This window comes from Flagellatimonas centrodinii (genome assembly GCF_016918765.2).
GTDB classification, from domain to species: Bacteria; Pseudomonadota; Gammaproteobacteria; order Nevskiales; family Nevskiaceae; genus Polycyclovorans; species Polycyclovorans centrodinii.
Genome location: NZ_CP092104.1, coordinates 1,670,502 through 1,692,201, shown reverse-complemented (window position 1 = coordinate 1,692,201; position 21,700 = coordinate 1,670,502). Strand labels below are relative to the sequence as shown.

The 21,700-nt window shown below is 65.4% G+C and carries 20 protein-coding genes and 1 tRNA gene; 10 read left to right on the top strand and 11 right to left on the bottom strand.

Annotation, left to right across the window (positions count from 1 at the left end; translation table 11 throughout):
• Nucleotides 1–6: 6 nt before the first annotated feature.
• The 7 genes from JN531_RS07910 to folE all read right to left on the bottom strand — a co-directional run bounded on the left by JN531_RS07910 (nucleotide 7) and on the right by folE (nucleotide 6,324).
• Nucleotides 7–507: an outer membrane lipoprotein gene (locus JN531_RS07910; protein ID WP_228348320.1), complete on the bottom strand. Its 501-nt coding sequence runs from the start codon at nucleotides 505–507 to the stop codon at nucleotides 7–9.
• Between the two features lie 50 nt (nucleotides 508–557).
• Nucleotides 558–1,448 (bottom strand): BPSS1187 family protein, encoded by an 891-nt coding sequence (locus JN531_RS07905; protein WP_228348319.1) that lies wholly within the window; start codon nucleotides 1,446–1,448, stop codon nucleotides 558–560.
• 253 nt (nucleotides 1,449–1,701) lie between these two features.
• Complete coding sequence (locus tag JN531_RS07900) at nucleotides 1,702–3,024, bottom strand: MATE family efflux transporter (protein WP_228348318.1); 1,323 nt, start codon at nucleotides 3,022–3,024, stop codon at nucleotides 1,702–1,704.
• A 15-nt stretch (nucleotides 3,025–3,039) separates the two neighbouring features.
• On the bottom strand, nucleotides 3,040–3,690 hold the full coding sequence (locus JN531_RS07895; RefSeq protein ID WP_228348317.1) for a hypothetical protein: 651 nt from the start codon (nucleotides 3,688–3,690) through the stop codon (nucleotides 3,040–3,042).
• A gap of 7 nt (nucleotides 3,691–3,697) precedes the next feature.
• A complete protein-coding gene (locus tag JN531_RS07890; RefSeq protein ID WP_228348316.1) occupies nucleotides 3,698–4,552 on the bottom strand; it encodes an SDR family oxidoreductase in 855 nt (284 codons plus the stop codon).
• Between the two features lie 23 nt (nucleotides 4,553–4,575).
• Complete coding sequence (locus JN531_RS07885) at nucleotides 4,576–5,559, bottom strand: acyl-ACP desaturase (protein ID WP_228348315.1); 984 nt, start codon at nucleotides 5,557–5,559, stop codon at nucleotides 4,576–4,578.
• 66 nt (nucleotides 5,560–5,625) lie between these two features.
• The gene (folE, locus tag JN531_RS07880) at nucleotides 5,626–6,324 is read right to left on the bottom strand and encodes a GTP cyclohydrolase I FolE (protein WP_275591480.1); all 699 of its coding nucleotides are present in this window, start codon (nucleotides 6,322–6,324) and stop codon (nucleotides 5,626–5,628) included.
• Here folE and JN531_RS07875 point away from each other — a divergent pair.
• From JN531_RS07875 to JN531_RS07865, 3 genes are all read left to right on the top strand, one after another.
• Nucleotides 6,235–7,047, top strand: a complete 813-nt coding sequence (locus JN531_RS07875) for a ParB/RepB/Spo0J family partition protein (RefSeq protein ID WP_228348313.1) — start codon at nucleotides 6,235–6,237, stop codon at nucleotides 7,045–7,047. The genes folE and JN531_RS07875 overlap by 90 nt on opposite strands.
• A 115-nt stretch (nucleotides 7,048–7,162) precedes the next feature.
• The gene (locus tag JN531_RS07870; RefSeq protein WP_228348312.1) at nucleotides 7,163–7,927 is read left to right on the top strand and encodes a M48 family metallopeptidase; all 765 of its coding nucleotides are present in this window, start codon (nucleotides 7,163–7,165) and stop codon (nucleotides 7,925–7,927) included.
• Between the two features lie 81 nt (nucleotides 7,928–8,008).
• The gene (locus JN531_RS07865; protein WP_228348311.1) at nucleotides 8,009–9,385 is read left to right on the top strand and encodes an alkaline phosphatase PhoX; all 1,377 of its coding nucleotides are present in this window, start codon (nucleotides 8,009–8,011) and stop codon (nucleotides 9,383–9,385) included.
• A gap of 3 nt (nucleotides 9,386–9,388) precedes the next feature.
• On the opposite strand, the gene JN531_RS07860 is transcribed toward JN531_RS07865, so the two are convergent.
• Both JN531_RS07860 and JN531_RS07855 read right to left on the bottom strand, forming a co-directional pair.
• Nucleotides 9,389–10,330, bottom strand: a complete 942-nt coding sequence (locus JN531_RS07860) for an alpha/beta fold hydrolase (protein ID WP_228348310.1) — start codon at nucleotides 10,328–10,330, stop codon at nucleotides 9,389–9,391.
• Between the two features lie 23 nt (nucleotides 10,331–10,353).
• Nucleotides 10,354–10,983 carry a 2-hydroxychromene-2-carboxylate isomerase gene (locus tag JN531_RS07855; RefSeq protein WP_228348309.1) on the bottom strand — a complete coding sequence of 210 codons (630 nt, stop codon included), beginning with the start codon at nucleotides 10,981–10,983 and terminating at the stop codon, nucleotides 10,354–10,356.
• Nucleotides 10,984–11,100: 117 nt separating this feature from the next.
• Between JN531_RS07855 and JN531_RS07850 the strand changes: the two genes are divergently transcribed.
• A complete protein-coding gene (locus tag JN531_RS07850; RefSeq protein ID WP_228348308.1) occupies nucleotides 11,101–11,949 on the top strand; it encodes a MerR family transcriptional regulator in 849 nt (282 codons plus the stop codon).
• Nucleotides 11,950–11,967: 18 nt separating this feature from the next.
• Here JN531_RS07850 and JN531_RS07845 read toward each other — a convergent pair whose 3' ends face one another.
• On the bottom strand, nucleotides 11,968–12,813 hold the full coding sequence (locus JN531_RS07845; protein ID WP_228348307.1) for an SDR family NAD(P)-dependent oxidoreductase: 846 nt from the start codon (nucleotides 12,811–12,813) through the stop codon (nucleotides 11,968–11,970).
• A 128-nt stretch (nucleotides 12,814–12,941) separates the two neighbouring features.
• Between JN531_RS07845 and JN531_RS07840 the strand changes: the two genes are divergently transcribed.
• Nucleotides 12,942–13,018: transfer RNA gene (locus JN531_RS07840), tRNA-Ile, on the top strand.
• Between the two features lie 104 nt (nucleotides 13,019–13,122).
• Here the strand turns inward: JN531_RS07840 and JN531_RS07835 are convergent.
• On the bottom strand, nucleotides 13,123–15,468 hold the full coding sequence (locus JN531_RS07835; RefSeq protein WP_228348306.1) for a DUF6351 family protein: 2,346 nt from the start codon (nucleotides 15,466–15,468) through the stop codon (nucleotides 13,123–13,125).
• A gap of 229 nt (nucleotides 15,469–15,697) precedes the next feature.
• Between JN531_RS07835 and JN531_RS07830 the strand changes: the two genes are divergently transcribed.
• From JN531_RS07830 to JN531_RS07810, 5 genes are all read left to right on the top strand, one after another.
• Nucleotides 15,698–16,333, top strand: coding sequence for a TetR/AcrR family transcriptional regulator (locus JN531_RS07830; protein WP_228348305.1), 636 nt, complete (start codon nucleotides 15,698–15,700; stop codon nucleotides 16,331–16,333).
• A gap of 26 nt (nucleotides 16,334–16,359) precedes the next feature.
• Nucleotides 16,360–17,658 (top strand): CehA/McbA family metallohydrolase domain-containing protein, encoded by a 1,299-nt coding sequence (locus tag JN531_RS07825; protein WP_228348304.1) that lies wholly within the window; start codon nucleotides 16,360–16,362, stop codon nucleotides 17,656–17,658.
• Between the two features lie 32 nt (nucleotides 17,659–17,690).
• A complete protein-coding gene (locus JN531_RS07820; RefSeq protein ID WP_228348303.1) occupies nucleotides 17,691–18,680 on the top strand; it encodes a glycerophosphodiester phosphodiesterase in 990 nt (329 codons plus the stop codon).
• A gap of 116 nt (nucleotides 18,681–18,796) precedes the next feature.
• Entirely contained in the window at nucleotides 18,797–20,170 is a 1,374-nt protein-coding gene (gene trkA / locus JN531_RS07815; RefSeq protein ID WP_228348302.1) for a Trk system potassium transporter TrkA, read from the top strand.
• Between the two features lie 77 nt (nucleotides 20,171–20,247).
• Nucleotides 20,248–21,654 carry a TrkH family potassium uptake protein gene (locus JN531_RS07810; protein WP_228349979.1) on the top strand — a complete coding sequence of 469 codons (1,407 nt, stop codon included), beginning with the start codon at nucleotides 20,248–20,250 and terminating at the stop codon, nucleotides 21,652–21,654.
• The last annotated feature ends 46 nt before the right edge of the window (nucleotides 21,655–21,700 follow it).

Genomic DNA, 21,700 nt, shown 5'->3' with positions numbered 1-21,700 from the left:
CGCGGCTTAACGCAGCCGCAGGTCGTTGCCGATCACCCGCACCGGGGTGCCGACGCTGATGCCGTCAGCCGAGGCGAGGTTGACGGTCTGCGTGCCGCCGGTGTCCATGCGCACGGTCACCTGGTAGTACTGGCTGCCCTTGACGCGCTTTTCCGCCTCATGGCCGGCGAAAGCACCGCCAATGGCGCCCGCTGCAGTGGCAGCATCCTTGCCACTGCCGCCGCCGAACTGATGGCCAATGACACCGCCCATCACGGCACCCGCCAACGCGCCCATGCCACTGCCTTCGCCCTTGGCCTTGACCAGCTCAATGCTGCTGACGGTACCGCAGTCGTTGCAAACCGGCGGTGCAGTGGGCTTGGGCGCAGCGGCCACCGGCTTCGGTGCTTCGGCCTCGGCTGCTGCTTCGCCTTCAGCCTCGGCCTCGGGGCCAGCGGTTGGGCCGCACGCGGCGAGCAGGAACATCAACGGCACCCAGGCCAACCAACGGCGATTGTTCGCAGTCATGACAGTACTCCTTGGTCTCACATCAATAGGGAAAAGCCAGTAAAGCGGGATCAGCGTGGCGCGTACCAGACCCGCCACAAGGGCAGGAACACCGGCCGGTTCAGCGCGTCCGATGGCAGAAAGACATCGACTGCGGTGCACCCGTGATACGCCTGCGGCGTGCTGAAACCGTTGCATTCGTCACGCGCCGTGTAGAGCCGCTGACTGTCCGGAACCTGCGGCAACACGTTGTCGACTTCCGCCGGCTCGCCGGGGATGCCAAGAAATCGCCAGGACAGCGAAATGCCGGCATAGCCTGGATCCTGCAAGTGTGCGAAGCCGTAGAAGGCGTCGCGGGAGGTGATGTCGTTGGGCGCGGTCCAGAAGGCTGGCTCGGTGCCCGACAGCATGACCACGCGGAATACCGGCTGCTGTTGCGCAATATAGGCAGCGTGTCCGGCGCCCTGGGAGTGTCCGGTGAGGGTCATCTGCGCCCAATCGGGCGTGCCGTCTGCGAGTTGCAGGTCGCCCCACTGCACCAGCGGAACCTCGACTTCCAGGTAATCGAGCAGTGCGGTCAGCCGGCCCTGTACGGATTCGGCCGGACTGACCTCGACCAGGTCGGATCTGTCCTCGCCGTAGATGATCTCGGCTCGCAGGTCACCATGGCAGGAGGTGGTGAAGTCGGTGCATACGTCATTGATCGCGCGGTCGTTGACATAGGCCAGGCTGATGACCACCTGCCCCATCTGGGCAGCACTCTCGACCAGGGTGATGTAGTCCGACGGCGTGGTGCCGGAGCCTGGCATAAAGATCACCGCACCGTTGGGTTGCGTCAGCAACCGCGGCCAGTAGACCCGATGCATGCCGAAGTCATTGCGGAGCCCACTCGCCGTCTGTGAGGGCAGGACATTGCGATTGTTCAGCAGCAGCGTCGGCGTGTCGGTGGGCGTGGGGGTCACCGTCGGGCTTGGGCTTGGGCTTGGGCTTGGGCTTGGGCTTGGGCTTGGGCTCGGGCTTGGGCTTGGGCTTGGGCTTGGAGACGGCGATACCGTCGGCGCCGGAGTCCCACTCGGGGTCGGATCCGGTCCGCCCATGTCATCGGGCACGCCACCACCGCCACCGCCACAGGCGCTCAGTGCCAGCACCAACGCGGCCGGAATCCAGATGTCAGTTGTCCCCTTCATGATCACCACCTTACGCCGTCTGCGTGACTCAAAGCTGAATGGCGGTCCAGCGACGCCGCTGCCAGACCCAGATGAACACGCCCGCCTGCAACAGCCGATAGGCGCCCATGGCGATCCAGATCGCCGTCAGGCCGAGGCCGCATACCGGCCCCAGCAACCACACCAGTGGCAGAAACAGACCCCACTGGAAAACCGTCGAGACCGCCATGACCAGACGGCTAGCCCCGACGCCGAGTAAGGCCTGCATCAAAATGATGCCCAAACCATCGAACGCCATGGTCGCGCCGATCAGCTGCAGCGGCAAGACGCCGATCGCGATGGCCGCCGGATCATCAAGGAAGACGCCGAGGAGACGGGCGGGCACCAGCACCATCGGCAGCCCCACCAGGATGAACGGCCAGACCGCGATGCGAAAGGTGTCCCAGCCAGCCCGGTAGGCATCGTCCGGGTCGCCGCGTCCGAGCGCCTGGCCGCTGAGAGTGGCCGCCGCAATGCCGAAGCCGACGCTGGGCAGCACCAGTGTCAGGGTGATGGTGATCAGCACGTTGGCGACCGCCAGCTCCGTGGTGCCAACCAGGCCGATCATCCAGAACAGGGCGGTAAACCCTCCCGAGAACAGCAACTGCTGAATCGCACTCGGCACCCCCAGCCGCAATAGACTGACAAAGCCGATGCGGGGTGGCCGCGCCGCCAGAAACCCGTGGGGCCGTGCATGCCGCCAGGCGTGAAACAGGTAGTAGGCAGTGCCGCAGTACAGTGCCAACGAGGTCCCCAGGCCAGCACCGGCAGTGCCCATGCGAGGCAGCCCGAACAGGCCGTGAATCAGGCAATAGCTGAAGACCACATTGAGCAGATGCATGCCCACCAGCGTGAACATGTAGACCCGGGTCTGCTTGATGGCGCTCCAGTAACCGCGGAACGCGAAATTCATCCCCACCGCCATCACCGCTGCCAGACGCCATTGCAGGTACGGCACACCTTCCGCGGCCACCGCCGGATCGGGATTGAGCACGGCGAAAAGCCAGGGCGCCAGCATCATGCCCAACAGCGCAAGCGGGATGCCCATCAGCAATGACAACAACAAACCGCCGTTGAGAGGTTCGGCCAAGGTCGCGACCTGCCCGGCGCCGGCGCGGCGCGCGGTCAGCGCCTGCACCGCGGAGGCGAATCCGGCCAGCCCGGCCACCGCCATGAAATTGAGGAAGTTCGCCAGGCCAGTGGCGGCCAGCGCGTTGGCGCCAAGACCGCCCACCATCCAGGCGTCGACCAGGTTCAGCAGGTTCTGCGAGGTCATGCCGCCGAGAATCGGCAGACTGATGCGCAGGATGTCGCGACGCCGCTCGGGCGTCACGACGGCCGTGTCCGGCTACTTGCGGTCAAGGGTCTGGATGATGGCCGCGGTCAGGGCGAACGGCGCCGACCCCAGCGCCTGCTGCACACGCGCTGACAGTTGATCACGGTCGATACGCAGCAGCGAGACCTGCAGCAGACCTTGCGGTCGCTCTGCGGCCCAGGTCTGCAGCGGTGGCGCTTGCGGCGACAGATCGGGCTGGATGCCGAGTGCCGCCAGTCGCTCCGGCGCCGGCATCAAGGCGCGGCTGCCAGCAGCCAGCGAGGCGGTCGAGGCCTGAACATCAATCAGGGTATTGAGGTCATAGCGCAGCAACGGCGCCACCACGCGTCGTCCAAGCGAGGTTCGCAGGGCCCGATGCGCCCAAGACCGGGCCAATGCTCCACCCCGGCTTGGTACCAGCGCCTGATCTCCGGAAGATGATCGCGGGACGGATGCCGGCTCGGGGGCATCCAGCACCGCCTGCAGGCTGCTGAAGCGCGTCTGCAATCGCAGGCGCAGATGCACCCGCTCACCATCGGCCTCGGGCCGGTGCTCCTGCTGCCATTCGACCCGCAGCAGCGGCTCGTCGCCGGGGCCGGGCCATTCGGCCACCAGGTCGCGCCGGCCCTGCGCGGCATCAGTATCAGGGCTGAGCAGTGGACGACGACGTCGGCGCAACCTCATGACCGGCTCAGCGTCGGGTCAGAAAAGCTGCGGTGGATCGCCGCGCGGCACGGAAGAACCACTCCGGGGCCAGCCGTTTGAGGTGGTACTGACGCCGCGCGTCAGGATGGGTGATCACGAGGAAGCGATTGTCCAGCACAGCGCCGAGGATATCGTCCGCAACGTCCTCCGCGGTGACCGATGCCTTGTCCATCAGGCGGGTGACGATCTTGCCCATTTGCGGTGCCGGCGCATCGCTGGCTTCGGCGGGGGAAGCCTCGCGGGCCTGGGCCTGCGAAGTCTCCATCAGGCGCGTCTTGAAGAAAGACGGACAGGCGACGCTGACACCGACTTCGAAGGCAGACATCTCGAAACGCAGGGTTTCCGATAGCGAAATGACCGCAGCCTTGGTGGCGTTGTAGCTGGCCATCGCCGGCGGATTGGCGACGCCAGCAAAGGAGGCGATGTTGACGATGTGGCCGTCACGCTGGGCGGTCATCAACGGCGCCAGCGCGCGAACCCCACGGACGCAGCCGAGCAGGTTGATGTCGATGATCCAGCGCCATTGCTCAAGGCTGGCATCGACGGTGGTCCCCGCGGTGGCAACGCCGGCATTGTTGATCAGCACATCGACACCGCCCCAGCGCGACGTGAGGCTGTCGGCGAGCGCGGCAAAGTCCTCTTCGCGTGTTACATCCACTGCCTGGACGAAGCCACTGCCACCAGCAGATTCGACCTGCTTCAGCGTGTCGCTGGCGCCGGCAAGATCGCGGTCGGTAACGGCCACCCGCCAGCCGCGACCGGCAAACGCCAGGGCAATGGCGCGACCGAGGCCGCTACCGGCCCCGGTGATGGCAACGCGTTGCTGGGACAGTCGGGACATTGGGCGCTCGCGCAAGGGGGGCGTTAGAGGGTAACGGTTCGACCATCGAGAAAGGCGAAGGCGAAGGTGCGCGGCTTTTCCTTGCGGTCACTGTAATCGGCAAGTTTGGCGAGCCGGGCCGGCACCGCCATGAGCTTGTCGAGACAGGCGCGGCCCACGGCGGACAGGCCGACCATGCCGGCAAGGTTCCAGTGCGCCCACAACTCTTCAACGATGCGCTGGTACTGGCGGGTGCCAAAGATGCCGGCACGCCGCACCAGGTCACTCATGGCATCGAAACCGTCAATGGCATGCCCGGGCATGGCAAAGCCGAGCGTCACGCTCTGCAGTGCCTGCAGGGCGCGATTGGGGTCACGGGCCAGCACTTCGCCGAAACAGGCGCGATAGAACTCGTAGTGCCGCCCTTCATCCCCCGCCAAATGGGCCATCACGCGCTGCGCGGTGGGCTCGACGTCAGCGCAGAGCCGACCGGTGTTGGCGTGGCTGACCTGGGTGGCTTTTTCCTGCAACGAGGTATAGGCCAGAAGACGATAGGGATCGCGCTGCCAATCGGGATCGAAGCCGGCCTCGATATAGGCGTACTGCTGTCGCTCGAGCTCGCCCATGTTGAACAAGCGGGCGTCACGCACGTAATCCCGCAGGGCACAGCCGTGACGGTCCTCTTCGGCGGTCCAGAGGTTGTTCCATTCCCGCCAGACCGATTCGTTGCCCATGTGGCTGGCAATCAGGCGGTGGAAATGCGGCAGACCTTCCTCGGTCAGCAGATTCAGCGCCAGGGCCACGCGAGCGGCGTCGGGGATGCCGCGGGCAGCATCCCGCAGCCGCGCCAGCTCGGCGTCGGCGGCAGACGACAGGGTGGCATCGGCGGGCATCAGGTCGTTGGGGAACCACAGCTTGCGCCGATCGACATGGCGTTTCATCTGATTCCTCACGAACGGCTCCATCGCCACCAGAACTTCGATCTGGTCGGGCGTGCCGAAACGGGCGGGGGGGGCGAGTCCGGTCATCGTGCTCCTTCTGGGGTGTTCTGTTCGGTCCGGGGATTACTTACGGTTCAGACGCCTCGACGGATGCTAGGCGAGCTGGCCCCGTGGCGCATGAATCAGCTGCAAGAATTCCTGTCGCGTACGCGGGTCCTCGCGGAACGCACCGAGCATCATCGAGGTGATCATGCTTGCATTCTGCTTCTCCACCCCGCGCATCATCGCGCACATATGTCGCGCTTCGATGACCACTGCCACGCCGCGGGCACTGGTGACCTGCTGGATGCAGTCGCCGATCTGCTTGGTGAGGTTTTCCTGAATCTGCAAGCGGCGAGCGAAGCAGTCGACGATCCGCGGAATCTTCGAGAGTCCGATCACCTTGCCATCCGGCAGATAGGCAACATGAGCCCGGCCGTAAAAGGGCAGCAGGTGATGCTCACACAGCGAGTAGAGCTCGATGTCACGGACGATCACCATCTCTTCGTTGGCCGATTCGAAGATGGCACCGTTGACGATCTCGCCAATGTCCTGCTGATAGCCGCGGGTCAGAAATGCCATCGCCTTGGCAGCCCGATGCGGGGTCCGTTGCAGGCCTTCGCGATCGGGGTCTTCGCCAACCGCCGACAGGATGGCTCTAAACTGGTCTTCCATCTGGTGCTCGTCCGCCGTTTCGACCGATATTGTCCCATAGTTGCGTCCATGCCCCCCCGAACCCTGCCCACCCCCGCGGCCCAGCGCACGGTGCCGGTCGACCTGATCCGTCCTGGCGCCCAGCAGGCGCGTCGTCACTTCGACCCCGCGGCGCTGAGCGAGCTCACAGAGAGCGTGCGGGAATCTGGCGTGGTGCAACCGGTGGTGGTGCGCCAGTTGGCGGACGGCTACGAACTGCTGGCTGGTGAGCGCCGCTGGCGCGCAGCGCAGGCGGCCGGTCTGCACGATATCCCGGCGGTGGTGCGCAACGATCTCAGCGATGACGAGGCTTTCGTACTCGGTCTGGTGGAAAACCTGCAACGCGAATCGCTGTCGCCGATGGAAACCGCGCACGGCCTTCGCCGATTGGCCGATCTGCATCAGCTGACACACGAGGACGTCGGCCATCGCATCGGTAAGTCCCGCGAGTACGTGAGCAATTTTCTGCGGCTGCTGGCGCTAACCCCATCGGTGCAGCAGGCGGTCGACCGCGGCGAGCTGTCCACCGGCCATGCCAAGGCACTGGCCGGGGTCTCGGCAGCCGACCAGGCCGGCTGGCTCGCCAACTGCCGCGCCCAGCGCTGGTCGGTACGGCAACTGGAGCGCGAAATCGCGCGGCATCGCCGCGGCACACCGGTGGCACCGTCATCGTCACCGAAGTCAGCCGACTGGCTGCGGATGGAACGCTCCCTCGCCGATCATCTCGGTACCGTCGCCGAAGTGGCCATGAGCAACGACGGTCGCGGCGAGATCCGCATCCGCTTCCATTCGCTGGAGGCCCTCGACGGCGTACTGGAAAAAATCGGCGTGCAGCTCGACTGAGGGTGACAACTTATCCCCGACATCCGGTAAAAAGCTGTGGATAACCTCCCGCCGCGGGTGTCGGATTGTCGACACTGTCGCGCTTTTCTCCATACATGACGATTCTGTAACCATCGTGACCGCTGCCGACCCTGCCCTGCAGTTCGACCTCTTTGACGAGCGCTATACCGTCGAGGAAGTGGTGAGCGCGCGCGCGCGGCGCATCCGGATCGAGGTGCAATCGTCCACGCAGGTGCGGCTGGTGATCCCGCGCCACGCCTCACGCCGAGAGGCCGAGGCCTTTCTGCAGAGTCGCCGCGCCTGGGTCGCCGAGAAGTGCGCGGAAATGAAACGGGCCGAGGCACGCACGCCGATCGATGCCAGCCCGATGCGCTGGGATGGTCGCGACCGCCTGCCCTTGCGGGGCGTCGACCGTATCGTGCACCTGGAACCGGCCTGGGTCCGCCCGGCACAGGTTCGTATCGAAGCCGAGCAGGTCACGGTCTTCGCCCCCTCGGCGCTGCTGGCGCAGCCGGTGTCCATGCGCAACCTGATGATCCGGACCTTCAAGCGCGAGGCACAGCGCGATGCGGTGGCGCTGCTTGACGCCGAGGCGGCGCGGTTGGGAGTGCGCTACCAGCATTTGCGATTGGGCGATCAGCGATCCCTGTGGGGCAGCTGCACCAGCGCCGGGGGCATCAACCTGTCGTGGCGCCTGGTGATGGCGCCCCCCGAGGTGCTGCGCTATGTGGTTATTCACGAACTCTGTCACCGGATCCACGCCGATCACTCGGACGCCTTCTGGGCGCTGGTGACCCGGCAGATGCCCGATTATTCGCAACCCTACGCCTGGCTACGAGACCACGGCGCTCGCCTGCACCAACTGTTGTCGACCGGCTGATCAAGATCAAATTTTGATGACAGGGCTGTCGCCGACCGCGGTCAGTGGGTCATCATTCCGTCACCCTGCCAGGAATCGGCCATGAATCGCCTGCTGCTCCCCACCCGCGCCTCACTCGACCGCCGCGACTTTTTGCGCGCAATGTTCTTTTCTGCCGGCGCCGTCGGCTCCGCATCGTGGTTGGCCGCCTGCGGCGGCAACTCGGTGCCGCTGGGCGGCACCGGCGGGGTCATGGGACGCGGTCGCTTCGCCGACCTTGGCCCGCTGCGTGATCCCGATGAAAACGGCGTGCGGACACCCGAGGGGTTCTCGACCCGCGTGGTCGCCATCAATGGCGAGCGGCCACAGCCCAACGGCATGTCGATCTCGGGACCGATGGGCGGCGGCGTCGGCAATCGTCCCTGGCACCTTTTTCCTGACGGCGGCGGCGTTGTGCCGCGGCCCAACGGCGGCTGGATCTACGTCTCCAACTCCGAGGTGCCGGGTGCCGGCTCGATCGGCTTTCTGTATCCGCCGCTGGCGCCCCTTACCAACACGCTCGAGCAATTGACGCCGGGTCTCGGCGGTGCCGGGGTGCTGGTGTTCGATCCCGACGGCACCATCGTCGACTCCTACGGCATCCTCAACAACACCACGTTCAACTGCGCCGGTTGCATCACGCCCTGGGGCACCTGGCTATCGTGCGAGGAGTTCCCCAACGGCCAGGTATGGGAGACCGACCCCTTCGGTGTGAACGCCGCAGTGGCCCGACCGACGCTCGGCTTCTTCAGTCACGAAGCGATCGCCATCGACGCCGCCAGCCGGGTGTTCTATCTGACCGAAGACCTGCCCGACGGCCGCTTCTGGCGCTGGTTGCCGGACGCCTCCGACTGGCCGGAAGGCGCTGACCGTCCGGCCCTGCAGAACGGTCGACTGCAGGTGCTGGCGGTCCGCGGCGATGGCATCGAGGCCACCCTGAATCGTCCGCAACCGGTGGAGTGGGTGGATGCGATCAATGTCGACCGGCCGCAGGACCTGCACCGTATCGAGGGCACCACCGCCTTCGATGGTGGCGAAGGCGTGTGGTTCTTCAACGGCTTCGTCTATTTCTCGACCAAGGGCGACGAACGCATTTGGTGTTACGACACCGTCGGCCAGACCCTCGAAGTCATCTATGACCTCGCCACGGCCGAGGCCCCCAACGACATCCTGTCCGGCGTCGATAACATCACCATCACGCCACAGGGCGACATCCTGGTGGCGGAAGACGGCGGCGACATGCAGGTGGTGATCATCCTGCCCGATCGCACGCTGAAACCGCTGCTGCAGATCGTCGGCCAGGATGCCTCCGAGATTGCCGGCATCTCATTCACCCCGGATGGCAAGCGCATGTACTTCACATCCGACCGGGGTGGCCGCGCGCCGGGCGGCGGCTACGGCCTGGGGCTGGGGATGCTCTACGAGCTGCAGTTGCCCTGAGCCCTACTCAGCGCGGGCAAAACCACGAATCGCCTCGGCCACCGCGTCGGTGTGGGTGTGGTGCAGCGCATGGCCGGCACCGGGAATCATCACCGGCTGCACCCGGGAGACTACCGGTAGCAGACGCCGGCCATGGTTCCAGAACGGGACCAGTTCGTCGGCCTCGCCATGCACCAGCAGCAGCGGCAGTGGAATGGTGTCGTAGCGAGGGCTGAGCGCCTGCAGGTACTCACTCAGGCGGTTCATGTCCTGCACGTTGCGCAAAAAACTGCGTGGTCGCAGCGCCAGACGTGCGCCGATGTTGCTGATATATCCCGGGGGGACTGCACTTGGCGCGACAACCCGCTGCACGGTCGGCTCCATCAGCATCATGCCTGCCGGAAACACTGTCGTGTAGGCAAATACCGGCCCCACGACCGGCAGGCCACCGACGGCGTAAGTCCAGTCGACGGGGCCGGCCCAGTGCCCCGCCACGCCGCCCAGCAACACCCCGCCGCGCAGACGTTCCGGCATCTCCACCAGCGCGGCCATGACCACCGCGCCGGCCCAGGAATGGCCCACCAGCACCGGGCGATCTGCGCCCAGGCGGGCGCTGGCGTCCAGCACCAGCTGCGCGATCCGCGCGGGATCCGGCCATTCATCGCCGGCGGGCCGTTCGCTATACCCGTAGCCGGGGCGATCGAAGGCGATCACACGGAAATCGGCGGCCAGTTCCGGCAGCAAGCTGGTGGCGAGATCCCGCAGGTTGGAGCTGGCACCATGCAGCAGCACCAGCGTCGGACCACTGCCGGCTTCGACGTAGTGCAAGCGGATGCCATCGACTTCAATGAAATGGCCGATGGCCGGCACTTGGCGCTCGATCCACCACCGACCCGCCAGACTCAGCGCCGCTGCGCCCAGCAGCAGCGCCGCCACCACCACCAACAGGGTTCCGAGGTTCGACATGATCGGATGTCCTGTTGTGGCGCTCAAAGTGCGGCGCGGGTTTGCGCCACGGGCAACGCATCAACCCGCTGCATGGCGGGCGAGCGCAGCAGCGAGGGATCCGCAAGACTGGCGAGCGCGAACGGCAGGGCGTCAGCGCCCCAGAAATGATCCTCGCCGATACTCAGCGTCGGCACCCCGAACACCCCCGCGGTGGCGGCGGCTTCGGTGTTGGCGCGCAGCGCTGCCTTGATATCGGGCGCGTCGAGACGATCAAGGTCGATTCCGAGAGTGCTCGAGAGGGCGCGCACCTGCGCCGGGTCTGCGGGATCGGCACCGGTGGTCCACAGTGCGTCGAAAATCCGGCTGATCGCCTGCGGCTCAAGCTCGGCCGCCAGCGCGAGTCGAAGATAGGGCAAGGGATTGAACGGGTGTGCGGCGGGCGGCACGAAAACGATTCCCTGCTGCTGCGCCCACCAGACACACCAGCGGTAGGTCCAGCGACGCTTGGGCACGATCTCCGCCGGACCCTTCTGGCCCCAGTGCTTCAACAGCCCGGCAAACAGGACCGGACGATACCGGATCGTCACATCGGCAGGCAGGCGGTCGAGTTGCCGGAACGCGAAATAGGAAAACGGCGAAATGAAATCGAACCACCAATCAACCTGACGCACTGCCACTCCCCCGCGGAACCGATCCTGAGGATACCGCGCTCGACCACCGTACCGCCGGATCGGCCACACTGGCGACCGGAGATCACGCCCCCGGACGCGGCACGATATGATCCCGCCATGGCCCTCACACGACGCAGCCGCAGCACCCGCCGTCGCAGCGACGATGCCGCCTCCACCGGCGGCGCCGGTAGCGCGCGCGCGGCCAGCGAATACACCATCGATGAACTGGCGCAGGCAGCCAAAACCACTGTTCGCAACGTGCGCGCCTATCAGGATCGCGGGCTGATCCCGCCGCCGGAACGGCGGGGCCGTACTGGCGTCTACGGCGCCGAACACCTGTCCCGATTGCGCATCATCGGCCAGATGCTGACCCGCGGCTATACGCTGTCGAGCATCGGCGAATTGCTGGAAGCCTGGGAGGGCGGCCAGGACATCGGCGCCCTGCTGGGCCTCGAGTCGGCCGTCTCAAGCCCGTGGACCGATGAGACGCCAAAACACTTCTCGCTGGTGGAGTTGGTCAAGCTGTTCGGTGGCAGCTTCGATCCGCGCTGGATGGTCAAGGCCAACGAGCTCGGCGTGCTCAAGCCCGATGGCGCACGCTTCCTCGCCCCCAGCGCCCGCATGGTGCAAGCCGGTGCCGAGCTGGTGAAGGCCGGCATTCCACTCGACCAGATGCTCGATGTGGTGAAAGCCCTGCGCGGCAACGTCGAGCAGGCCGCCGAAGACATGGTACGGCTGGTGGAACAGCACGTTTTCGACAAGTTCGGTACCGGTCTGCCGCCCCGCGATGAGGCGCCGCAGCTAGGGGAACTGATCTGGCGACTGCGCCCACTGGTGGAGATGGCAGTCCATGCCGAAGTGGCCCGAGCGATGGAGATTGCCGCCACCCGACACCTCGGAGACCGCCTCGCTCACGTGCTCGACGAGCTGGAACGCCGGGAAACGCCTGTCGACGATCCCGGCTGATTCGCGCCGGCCTTCGGTCTATCGTGCCAACCGCTTCTGCTGCTTGCTGGCGAAGCTCACCACCTGCTGATAACGCTCCGGCATCAGTCGCACCATCAGGTCAATGGCGCGCGCGTCGGGTCCGATCAGCACCCGCCGTCGGTTGCCTTTCACTGCCGCGAGTATCACCGATGCTGCCTTGTCAGCCGTGGTGATGAAGAGGCGCTCGAAGCTCGTCTTCCCAGCAGCCTCGTCGACGCCGAGGAAATCCTTCATCTGACCGGAGAATCGCGCCGAACGGGCGATGTTGGTCTTGATGCCGCCGGGGTGCACGGTGGTGGCGGACACTGGCGCGCCTTCGATTTCCAGCTCCTGCCGTAATGCTTCGGTAAACCCGCGCACGGCGAATTTGGACGCGTTGTAGGCCGACTGCGAGGGAATCGCGGCGATGCCGAATACACTGGAGATGTTGATGACATGGCCATCGCCCGATGCCTTCAGGTGCGGCAGGAAGGCCTGGGTGCCGTAGACCACACCCCAGAAGTTGATGTCCATGATCCATTTCAGATCTTCCTCGGACATCCCGGAGATCGGCGCACCCAATGCGACACCGGCATTGTTGAAGACCAGATTCACGCCGCCGTGCGCTTGAACGCTGGCGTCGGCCCAATCGTAGACCTGCTGTCGCTGCGCCACATCGACCACGGCATCAGTGACCGCTACGCCTTTGGCGCGGGCCGCCGACACCGTTTCCGCCAAGCCTTCGGCGTTGACATCCGACAGCGCCAGCGCACACCCCTGACCGGCCAGTTGCAGGGCGAGGGCACGGCCAATACCCGAGCCGGCGCCGGTGATGGCGGCGACCTTGTTGCGGAACGATTTCATGCGACCCTCTTTCTTGTCATTGATTGATGGCAAGATAACACTGCGCCACCAATGCCGGGACTGGCCGCGCACCCGTCACCCGCTGTCGATACCGCCAAGGGATGTGATTGCGTAAACTCGCCCGCCGCGGGCCTATAGCTCAATTGGTTAGAGCAGCGGACTCATAATCCGTTGGTTCCAGGTTCAAGTCCTGGTGGGCCCACCATTCGCATCGCCGGGCCGAACATGCGCGCTGCACCATGCCATGGGTGCGGATGCAGCCCGCCCGGGCCGGCCACCTGGCGTGTGCGGCCCGGGCAACCTGCGGCCTCAGCGATCCCGCACCGGGTAAACGAACGCGGGCGACTGCGTACCGGCTGCGGAGTTGGGTGGCGGTGGCGGCAAGGGCTCGCCGCCGACAATGAGACTTCCACTGCTGTCGACATAGGTCAGCCAGGACACCGTCTTCTGCTTGCCGATCCCCGGTGCCCGATAGTCACAAACCCCTTCCTCGAACAGGGCTTCGAGCTGCTCCCATTGCCCGTCGGTGAAGGGGATCAGCCCGTAGTCATCGTCCCGGTTCAGGGGCCGCAGTACACAATCAAAATTGTCTGCGGTGTCGGTATCGCCAGCCACTGTCCGCGGGGTGCCGTAGGCGTACAGCGGCTGCAGCAGGTCGATGCACTCCTGCCCGAGCAGGCGCCGGCCGTCGATCAGTGCGCAGGAATCCTGCACGTCTCCCGGCCGGTTCTGGCTGATCTTGTCGGCCAGCGGCGTATCGGACAGATCCGCCTCGACATTGGCCAGCCAACGATCCATCGCATCCAGCCCCTGATACACATACTTGAGGTCCCCAAGTAACGGGATCGGACCCGCCCACATGACGTGGTTGCGGGCGCTGCCATGCTCGCGCTCGATGCGCCAACGCACCCACCAGGCGTGCACCGAATCATGGGCGATGCCGGGATCGGGGCCGACGAAATTGATGATCGCAACCGTGTCGAGATTGTTCGCCATGTTGATCATGCCACTGCGATAGGCATTGCCCACCGCCGGGTGATCAGCGCGAGTGCGCCCTTCCTGCGGCTGGATGTCGACATCCAGACCGCCGATCTTGACGTTGAGATCGACGAACATGGCGGGTGTGATCAGCCCAGTACGCAGCGCATTGAGGCCGTACTGGACGCCGGTGTTGCCCAGCGGGATGCCGGTGAAACCGAAGCCGACCTGCTTTTCAACATCCGACCACACCTCGGGACTGCGCGGGCCGAAGATCTGCGCAGACCATTCGATGATGCCGCAGCGCTGGCCGGTGGGATTGGTGACCGGGTCGTAGGTGTCCTCGCCAACGCAACTGCCGGTCACCCGGGTCGCATCCTGGAACAGGCCGGTGTCGGCGACGACGGCGTTGACGTGGGTCAGGTGCCCCTCGACCGGCCCCCACAGCAGCGGGTTCCAGATCACCCCGGGCGCCCAACGACCGGGCGCCTCGAAATACTTGCGCATCAGGTGAAGATCGGCGAACTGCAGCCCGGCGGACAGCGAGTCCGGATAGGCGCACATGGTCAGTAGGCCCTGATAAAGACCCGGATAGGCGTTCGCGATCGTGGCCTGCGCGATCGAGCCGCCGGAGCAGCCGGTGCCGATGGTGTAGCGCAGCGGCCCGTACTGCTCGACGAACCGTTCCTTGGCCATCATGATCGACTCGGCATTGAGCGCGACGTCGCAGTTGTGCCCGGTGTTGGCGAGGGCGGTCGACAGCACCGCGTAGCCCTTGCCCAAGGCGTAGATGTAGCTGGGCTCGATCAGCGGGATGTCGCCGAAGGTGCCGGAATAGTCATCGAGCGGCGCACTGCCCGGTGTGTACTTGGCGCCACAGTTGCCCCCATGGGTGATCAGCAGCTTGCCGTTCCACTGCGGTTGCGGTGCCCAGGGCTCCCACGGTTGGTCGGGGTTGAACAGGGTGAGAATCTTGTACTGGTCGCGATCCTGGTAGCCCAGCTCCTGACGCACGATGAAGGGCACGGTCTGGCCATTCTGGGTGGTGGTCATCGCCACGTCGTCCGGCGGGTTCTCCGGGTCATAGGGGAGCAGCTCGGCCCCCAGGCGCACCACCGGCGGCTCATCAAGCAGCCCTTCGAGAATTCCCTGGGTCACATCCACCAGCGGCGCAGTGGGTCGGTACAGCAACGTATATTCCGCCGGCTTGTTGCAGAACAGGTCGACCGCACCCTCCTGGCAGCGGATCCGCTTGATCTCCGGACGCGAGAAGATCGGCCCCTGGTTGGGGTAGTTGTGGATCAATGCCTGGCGCTGGTCACCGCCGGTACTGGCGGTCACGGTGTTGTCGCCGATGTTGAGGGTGTCCACCCGCCCCATCACCCCACCCTCGGCGAGGGGCACGAAGCGATCGGTCACGTCCTCGCCATTGAGGCCGACCCGGAGACCCTGCAGCGAGGCGCCATCGGCCGCGCGGATGGCCACCAGGGCGTCACCGCCACTGATCATGTCGGCACGGTTCGACAGCACCTCAATGATCGGAGCCGCCCCAACACCGCCGCCTTCGCCGCCATGGCCCGCTGGCGACACCAGTGGTCGCTCGCTGTCACCACAGCCCGAGATCATCGCGCAGCTCAACAGCACGGCCAGCGCTGCAGCGCAATTGGGAATCCGCATGGTCACTCTCCTCAACATTCTGCGACCCGGGTCGATTCGCTCGGGTCTTGTCGTTCGTGAGTCCGGGCAGAGGCACGGCGACTCACGCTGTTCGCACGTCGTCACTGCTGGTGCGGTTCCGCTATCTTACGCTCATGAAACTTAAATACCAAAGTCGTCGATCGTGACGCCCGCGCCCGCCCCTTCGGCCCCTGCGGCGCGCGCCGCGCCCCCCGCGGCCGGCACACGAATGCCGCGTGCGGCGCGGCGCCAGCAACTGATTGACGTCGCCCAGGATTCGTTTGCCCGCAAGGGCTATCAGGGCACCACCATCGAGGACATCGCCGTTGCGGCCGGCGTGACGCGACCGATCGTCTACAACTGTTTCGGCTCCAAGGACGGCATCTATCTCGCCTGCCTGTCAGCGGCGCGGCAGCAGCTCGAGCAGCGCATCCTCGAGGCGGTAGCCGGAGCCGAAGATGCGCACGGCCGTGTCGAGGCTGGCATTGATGCCTACTTCCGGTTTGTTGCTGAACAGGCCGACGCCTGGGACGTGCTGTTCGGGGGCGGCGCCGCGATTGCGGGATCGGCGGAGCGCACCGCTCGTGAGCTGAGGTTCCGGACCGTCGACCAGATCGCAAAGCTGCTCCAGCGCGAGTTGCCCGATACCCCCTCTTCCGAGCTGGATGTCCTGGCACATGCCGTTTCCGGCGCCGCCGAACAGGTCGCCAAATGGTGGCGCAGCAATCCGGCAACCCCGCGTCCGGTGGTGGTTCAGCGCGTCATGCGCCTGCTCTGGGCTGGGCTGGAAGCCCTGACCCTGCGGCAACAACCGGCGCCCTCGGGCAATCGCCCGCTTCCGACACCCGGCCGTCACCGGGCCTGACGACACTGCACCTTTCGGGGATCATCATGAAATCCACTTTTCCACCACTACTGCCTGTGGCGCTGTCGACCGTGCTGGTCGCCTGCGGCAGCGGCGCGCCGCTGAACACCGGCATGCAACCGCCGCCTTCGCAACCCGTGGCACCTCGCTGCGCCCCGACGGAAGGCCCGGCACTGGCGACGCTGAAGCACTACGAGGGCACGATGCATGCCCACAGCAGCTATTCCGATGGTGACATCCGTACGGTGCCAGCGGACTACTACCGACAGATCCGCGAGGCCGGCTACACGTTCGCCGGAGGCAGCGAGCACAGCGACACACTGGACCCGCTGGTGTTCCTCTCGCTCGGCAACGACTGCTTCACCACGCCCGACGGACTCCTGACCTGTCTCACGCCCACTGCCGATGAATTGGTCAAGTGGCGGCGCATCGCCGAACAGGCCACGGCCGCCAGCGACGCGAATTTCCTCGCGATTCGCGGCTACGAATGGACCTCGGATCGCTTCGGCCATATCAACGTCTATTTCAGCCGCAACTTCAGCAACGCCAAGACCGATCTCGGCTATCTGGTGACGATGGAGACGTTCTGGCAGTGGTTCACCCGTGACCCGGCAACACCCGGTTTGGGCGGCAGTTTGCTGGCGCCGGTGCCGCTGGGCGGCGGCAGCGATGGCCTGGCGCATTTCAACCATCCCTCCGACAAATGCCTGGCGGACGGCGATCCCGGTTGCAACTGGAATGACTACGCGCTGGTGCCGGACGCCGTACCGCGCATGTTCGGCATGGAGCTCTACAACGACGGCAATGGCGGCGACCGCTATCTGTCCGACTACATGCGCGCACTTGATGCCGGCTGGCGGCTGGCGCCCGTGGGCGCCGAAGATGAACACGAGCGCGCCTTCGGCAGTGACGACCGGCCGAAGACCGTAACCCTGGCGACCTCGCTCGACGAGGCGGGCTTCCGCGAGGCCTGGATGGCGCGGCGGACCTATGCCCTGAGCCCTGGGGAGCATTTACGCGCGACCGTCATCGCCGATGGCCAGGCGCCAATGGGCGCACAGCTGACCTGTCCGACCGCATCCGGCACCATTCCACTGCAGGTGGCCCTGCAGGAACGCGACGGTTCGCCGTTCCGCGGCACCCTGCAACTGTTCGGCCATGGGGCGGGTGAACCGCTGGCGAGCATGCCGGCCGATGCCGCCGGCGGCGCAGGCTTCGCGCTGCCGGTGGTCGCGGATGAGACCCGCTGGTACTTCGTGCGCGCCGACCGCCTTGATGGCACCTCCGCTGCCTACCTGGCGCCGGTGTGGATTCACGGCCACTGACGGCCGCTCGACTGTGACCTGGTAAACCACTGATGCGCACGCGCCTGCTTCACGCCCTTGTTGTCTGCCTCCCTGCGCTCTCTCTGGCGGCCTGCGGCAGCACCGAGCCCATTGGCGGCCCGGGGTCTGACGGCGACCCGGTTTCACCGCCGGCGTCCTTCAGCACCCGACCCTTCGTCTCCGCCCATCGGGGCGGCGCTGCCTATGCCCCGGAGAACACCTTGATGGCGTTCCGCAACGCGGCGCGCCTGGGGGTCGACGACTTTGAAGCCGACATGCTGGTCACCGCAGACGGTGTGCCCGTGCTGATGCACGACGATACGGTTGACCGCACCACCGACTGCAGCGGCGCGGTGGCGGATCTGACCTACGCCGACCTTCTGGCCTGCGATGCTGCCCACTGGTGGACACCGGGTCAGGCGACCACCTCGCCGACCGAGGGCCGCGACTATCCGCTACGGGGCGTTGGCGTGGCCATCCCCACCGCGGAGGCGCTGTTCGCGCTGGCGGCGGAATACCGGGGCGTCTATGCCCCGACCGTCACCATCGAGATCAAGATCATCCCGCGGGATGCCCTCGGCCTGCAGGCAGCGACGGCGCTGGTGCCCCTGATTCAGGACAGCGGCATCGCCGAGCGCATCATCGTGCAGTCGTTCAACCCGGCCGCCATCGACAGCGTCAAACGTCTGGACCGCTCCATTCGCACCCTGTTCCTGACCCCCTCCGCCGCCCTCGCAGGCCTGAGCTATGCCACCCTGCTCGGCCATGAGTTCGTCGCCCCCAACATCGGCTCACCCGACCTCACGGCCGGCTTTGTCGCGACCGCGCATGCCGCCGGCAAACAGGTGGTGCCCTGGACTGCAGACCGTGAAGCCGACCTGCAGACGCTCATCGATATCGGGGTGGACGGCATCATCACCAATTACCCGGGCTGCCTGATGGCGCTACAGGGACGCCTGCAAACGACCCGGCTAGCGCCAGCCGAGGCGGGGGACCTCGCACTGACGGCCTGCCGGGAGTAATGTGTGATCCAATGATGTCTTGTATCGTTTTTTACAATACTTAATCACATTTGCATGTCGCCGATGTCGATCTCCTGCTTGCGAGGGCCCCCGCCCGGGCGTAACGTGCGCCCCCCATGAAAATCATCATCCTGGGTGCCGGGCAAGTCGGGGCCACGCTGGCGGAGAATCTCGCCAGCGAGCAGAACGATGTGACCGTCATCGATACCGATTCGGGCCTGCTGGAAGACCTGCAGGAACGGCTGGACATCCGCACGGTGCAGGGGCACGCCTCCTACCCCAACGTGCTGCGACGCGCGGGCGCCGATGATGCCGACATGATTATCGCCGTCACCGAGAGTGACGAGACCAACATGCTGGCCTGCAAAGTGGCCTACACCCTGTTCCACACGCCGACCAAGATCGCGCGGGTGCGGGCGGCGGAGTACCTCCGGGAAGACCGCCTGTTCGACAGCGACGCGCTGGCGATCGACATGCATATTTCGCCGGAACAGCTGGTCACCGACTACATCCAGCGGCTGATCGAATACCCGGGAGCTTTGCAGGTGGTCGACTTTGCCGATGGCCGGGTGCGGCTGGTTGGCGTGAAGGCGTATTACGGCGGCCCGCTGGTGTCACGCCAGCTACGCGAGTTACCGGAGCACCTCCCCGACATCGACGCGCGGGTGGCGGCCATCTACCGCCGCGGCAAACCGATCATTCCCGAAGGCGACACCATCATCGAGGCGGAAGATGAAATCTTCTTCGTCGCCGCCCGCGCCCACATCCCCAAGATCATCGCCGAGCTGCGGCGCAGCGACAAACCGGTGAAACGGGTGATGCTGGCCGGCGGCGGTCGCATCGGTTTGCGCCTGGCGCGCGTGCTGGAAGACCGCATCCAGGTGAAGATCCTGGAGAAGTACAAGGACCGCGCACGCTATCTGTCCGAGGAACTGTCGAAATCCATCGTGCTGCATGGCGATGCAGCCGATGAGGGACTGCTGCGGGAGGAGAACATCGAGGACGTCGATGTCTTCTGCGCCATCACCAACGATGACGAAGCGAACATTCTCTCGGCGATGCTGGCGAAGCGTTTGGGGGCCCGCAAGTCCCTCTGTCTGATCAACCGCCCGTCCTATGTCGAGCTGGTGGAAGGCAGCGACATCGACATCGCCATCAGTCCGCAGCAGTCCACCGTCAGCGCCCTGCTGGCGCGGGTCCGCCGCGGTGACGTGGTCAAGGTGCACAGCCTGCGCCGTGGGGCTGCCGAGGCGATCGAGGCCGTGGCCCATGGCGATCCGTCGAACTCCCGCGTGGTGGGCAAGACGCTGGCAGAAATCAAACTGCCACCGGGCACCACCATCGGCGCCATCGTGCGTGATGATGAGGTCATCATCGTCCACCATGACACGGTCATCGAGGCAGAGGATCATGTGATTCTGTTCCTCGTCAACCGCAAGCATGTCAAGGATGTCGAGAAGCTGTTCCAGGTCGGTCTGACCTTCTTCTGACCGTGCCGCTGGTCGACGCCAAGCGCCACCGCATCCATCGCTTCGCTGCGGTGCAGCGCGTGATTGGCGTGCTGCTGATGATCTTTTCGGTGACGATGCTGCCGCCAATCGTTGTCAGCCACCTGTACGACAACGCCGTTGAACACGCGTTTCTCACCGCGATGCTGGTCACCCTGAGTTCCGGCGCCCTGCTGTGGTGGCCGGTGCGGCGCGGGCAGTCGGAACTGAAGATTCGCGACGGGTTCCTGGTGGTGGTGCTGTTCTGGGTGGTGCTGGGGCTCTACGGGGCAATCCCGTTCTACATCGCCCCACGGCCCGAGGTCACCATCGCACAGGCAGTATTCGAATCGATCTCCGGGCTGACCACCACCGGCGCGACGGTGCTGGTCGGCATCGAACATCTGCCCGAAGGTATCCGCTACTACCGGCAGCAACTGCAGTGGTTGGGTGGCATGGGCATCGTGGTGCTGGCGGTCGCGATCCTGCCGATGCTGGGGATCGGCGGCATGCAGCTCTACAAGGCGGAGGCACCGGGGCCGGTCAAGGACAACAAGCTGACGCCGCGCATCGTCGAGACCGCGCGCGCGCTGTGGACCATTTACTTCGGCCTGACCGTACTCTGCGCCGCGGCCTACCACTGGGCCGGGATGAACTGGTTCGATGCCATCGGCCACAGCTTTTCGACGGTGGCGATCGGCGGCTTCTCCACCTATGACAACAGCATGGGGCATTTCGACAGCCGGATGATCGAGGGGATCGCGATCATCTTCATGATTCTGGCGGCTGCGAATTTCTCGCTGCATTTCGCCGCCTGGCGCGCACGCTCCTTCGCCATCTATCGCATGGACCCGGAGTTCCGCGCCTTTGTGCTGATCCTTGCCGGGCTCTCACTGATCGCCGCACTGGTGCTGTTCGGCAGCCGCCATATGGACCTCGGCGACAGCTTCATCACCGGCTTGTTTCATGTGGTGTCGTACGGCACCACGTCCGGTTTCACCACCACCGACATCAGCACCTGGCCCTCGTTCCTGCCGGCCATGTTGTTACTGGCCAGCTTCATCGGCGGCTGCGCCCACTCCACGGCCGGCGGGATGAAAGTGGTGCGCGTCATGCTGGTGTTCAAGCAGGGCATCCGTGAGGTAGTGCGGCTGATCCACCCGAGTGCGGAGATTCCGGTCAAACTCGGCAACAAGACGGTCTCCCGCGATATCGTGCAGGCGGTCTGGGGCTTCACCTCGATCTACATGGGCTTCTTCGTGTTACTGCTGATCGCCATGCTGGCCACCGGGCTGGACCTGGTGACGGCCTTCGCTGCCGTGGCGGCCTGCATCAACAACCTCGGCCCGGGGCTTGGAGAGGTGGCTTCAAATTTCGCCGGAATGAATGACACGGCATTGTGGATCGGCACCTACGCCATGCTGCTCGGCCGACTGGAGCTGTTCCCACTGCTGGTGCTGATGACGCCCTACTTCTGGCGACGCTGAGTGGATCACCGCTACGCCCCGGTGCAACGCATCATCGGCCTGCTAC